The organism is Campylobacter sp. BCW_4341 (assembly GCF_001764255.1).
Classification (GTDB): domain Bacteria; phylum Campylobacterota; class Campylobacteria; order Campylobacterales; family Campylobacteraceae; genus Campylobacter_D; species Campylobacter_D jejuni.
On the sequence record NZ_MKAH01000012.1, the window covers coordinates 1 to 3,250 of the forward strand.

3 protein-coding genes and 1 pseudogene are annotated in these 3,250 nt (G+C 24.1%); all 4 read right to left on the reverse strand.

Annotation, left to right across the window (positions count from 1 at the left end):
* On the reverse strand, positions 1 to 1,654 hold a 1,654-nt coding region (locus AJN70_RS01505; protein ID WP_261669645.1), incomplete at its 3' end, for a contractile injection system protein, VgrG/Pvc8 family.
* Positions 1,655 to 1,787: 133 nt separating this feature from the next.
* Positions 1,788 to 2,420 carry a hypothetical protein gene (locus AJN70_RS01510; RefSeq protein ID WP_070280480.1) on the reverse strand — a complete coding sequence of 211 codons (633 nt, stop codon included), beginning with the start codon at positions 2,418 to 2,420 and terminating at the stop codon, positions 1,788 to 1,790.
* A complete protein-coding gene (locus AJN70_RS01515) occupies positions 2,420 to 2,770 on the reverse strand; it encodes a DUF4299 family protein (RefSeq protein WP_052859231.1) in 351 nt (116 codons plus the stop codon). The genes AJN70_RS01510 and AJN70_RS01515 overlap by 1 nt, the downstream gene beginning before the upstream one ends.
* A 72-nt stretch (positions 2,771 to 2,842) precedes the next feature.
* Positions 2,843 to 3,250 (reverse strand): annotated as a pseudogene (locus AJN70_RS10005) (hypothetical protein); the annotation flags it as partial.

Sequence of the window (3,250 nt, forward strand, 5' to 3'; positions counted from 1 at the left end):
TAGTCCCATTATACAAACTTCCACTTACATAAGGTTTATCTATATCATCATCTAAAAAAGAAATAATCACTTCATCTCCTATTCTTGGAGTATGAAAAAAACCTGAATGATTACTTGCTATACTAGAAGCTACTCTTAAAAAAGGAGTGTGATGATAAGATTTATAAGTATTGCTTGATAAATTAGAAGAATTTGTATCTATATCATTTGTAATAAAAGTATCATTATCTAATTCTTCTTGATTGACATAAAGATTAATCCTTACCTTAACCCTTCCATGCTCATCAGTATAAATAGTATTTCTCTCACTTTCTATATCCTTACTCTCTCCTATAACAATACCTTGAGTGCTATTAGGAGCTTTAGGTTTAGCTTTAAAACTTGGAGTAAAGATAATATTCTTTTTTAATAAAGTTAAAGTATTAGAATAAGATTTACTTAAATTTAAATCTTTTAAATTTAAATGATCATTCGTATTAATAGAATTAGCTAAGATGGCATCATCAATTAAGATTTGAGTATTAGCAATAATAATAAAGTCTTTAAGCAAAGAAGCTTTATCTTGTTTTTCTTCATCTTGATTTTTTATTTCTTCTTGATGATTAAACTCCTTATAATTTAAAGTGATAAAATCTCCTAAGCTAAGATGATAAATATTACTTTTTGCTAGTAAGCTTTCATTTAATACTAAGGCTCTTTTTTCTTTAAGAGAAGGCTTAGTCTTTAAATCAATGCTTTTTGTAAAAGAATATTCACTCTCATAAAAATGTTCATTATAATAAGCTTTGTTATTAAGTTCTTGTTCATAAGGAACTTTACTAGAGTGTAAAGATAAAAGATTTAAAGGAGTATTGGCATTAATACTAGAATGTGTAAAAGAATTAGTTCTTAAGCTTTGCTCTTTATAAATAGAAGAAATACAAGCTTGATTTAAAATATTATTAACATTAGGATTATACTCAATTTCTTTATTTTTTACATTTTTATATACATCACAAAAATAAATAGTGTTCTCATCTTCATAAAAAAAGATTCCATTATTATGGCTTAATCTTGTAATAAAGTCTAAATCACTTTCATTGTATTGAGAGATGAGTTCTTGTTCTTCATAATTAAAATGTATATTAGAATAATCAATTTCTTTATGTAAGATATCTTGATAAAAACCAAGGGTTTGTTTAATCACTTCTATAATATTAGTATGAGTATAAATACGATTGGCTTTATTTAAAGAAAGTCTTATCAAAACTGATTGAAGCTTAAAAGAAAAAAAATGCTTGTATTTTATTTGCTTAGTATTTGAAGCGCTATCATTAATATTTAAAGCACTTTCATGATTAATACCTAGATATTTTATATAAGTGATAATTCCCTTATAGTTTTTTACTTCATTGTTATCAAAGTTTAAGGTATTATTCTCATAAGGATTATGGATATTTAAAATAGCTTCTTGATCGATTAAAACATTAGGATGAAAATTAAAATCTTGACTTAGATTAAATAAGCTTTCATCTAAACTTTCAAAAAAACCTTCACATTCTATAGAAAAAAGTTCTTCAAAACTTTCTTTGATAAGGGCTTTAGTGATTTTAAAGGGTAGGGGATTTGAAGTAGAATTTGATATATCAAGACTCATATAAGAATTAAGGGACATTGATGATCCTTTTGGGGGTTGAGTTTATGGTGTTTATAATTTCACTATGTTTTTAATTTTTATATTTATTATTTTAACACAAATAGTCTAAATTTGAGTAGAAAAAGAAATTGCTTATTTTTGTTATTAAAATCTATTTTTTATCTAAATTTACTTCTATGATATTAGATTCTTTTTCGCTGTTTTGTGTATTTTCTAAACGCAATTTTATTTTATTTGCACCCATAGGAGTTAAAATAGTAAAATATCTAATATTATTTTCATAAAAATCCCAAATTTCATCAAATTCCAAATAATTTGCTAATCCATATTCTTTAAACTCGCATTCTTTATAGATTGATTTTAAAAATTTTGGCACTTCATTAATAATAAAAAGTATTTTGATTTTTTCTTTTTGAGAATTAATATCCAATTCTTTAATCAGATTATTTTGATATTCTTGCTTTATTATTTCTATTATTTTTTTATTATCACAATTTTTTAAATCATTAAGATTAACATCCATTTCTTTTTTTAACTCTAATTCTTGAGGAAAATAATTTGTATTCTTATAATTAGAAGCTTGTGGTAATAATATATTTAATTGTTCATCACTTTTAAAAATTAATTTCGCTATATTCATAATTTTAATATTTAATTCTAATATAGCGTAAAAATCTTTTTTAGAAAAAATTTTATCTACACCTTTTTTCATATTTACAATATCTAAATTCTCATCAGATAAAAATTCTATAAGTTTATTTAAAAATATAGGTTGAGGAAGCATTACCACCCTTTAAGCTCTAAACTTTCAAGCTCTTCTAAACTCATTGCTCTAATTAAAATCCTTTCTTCTGATTGAATTAAAGAAAAATCTTGTAGTTTTTCTAGTGCTTCTTTATATTCTAAATATCCTAAAGGTTTATCTTCGCTAATGCTAAAAAAGCTTAATCTCCATTTGGCTTCTTTATCTTCATCATCTAATTCAAAATTTTCCCAAGGTTTTTTAAAAAGAATAGTATCTGTATCTTCACTTAGGGTGAAATTTATTATTAACCCATCTGGTGTTTCATAAAGTTTAGGCATAGCTTCATAAGCTTCTTTCCAACGTCTTTGTAAAAGTTTTAAATCTTCCATAAATTTTTCCTTAAATATAAAATGAAAAATTATAACTAAAAATCTTTTTATATTAAATCATAAGGAAAGTATTTACACAAAACTGATTCTATTTTGTTTAATCATTCTGGCACGATTGATAAGAGCATAAAGGGCTATATTTTCATCATTAAATATCTCTTTGTAATATTTACTGTATCTATCCCCATCAAATTCAATACTTCTGTATTCTATAATTTCCGCTTTAGCATTAGTAATAAAAGAAATGTATTTATCTCTTTGTTTATCATGTTTAATACCTGCACATAAAGGTTTAAGTGCTTCATCATACCAAATCACTTCTAGTTTTTCTTCTTTGATGATTTTTAATGCTACTTCTTTTGTTAGATATTCTTTAATGTCTTTTCCATCGTATTTTTTTGTTTATAATTCATTTTTAACATTTTATCAATGGCTTCTTTTTCATTATCAAAAGAATACTCAAATTCAACACCGCCCCTT

What these genes read in the sequence shown, in the direction of transcription:
- AJN70_RS01510 (WP_070280480.1), bottom strand. Translation starts at nt 2,420, where the DNA reads ATGCTTCCTCAACCTATATTTTTAAATAAACTTATAGAATTTTTATCT.
- AJN70_RS01515 (WP_052859231.1), bottom strand. Translation starts at nt 2,770, where the DNA reads ATGGAAGATTTAAAACTTTTACAAAGACGTTGGAAAGAAGCTTATGAA.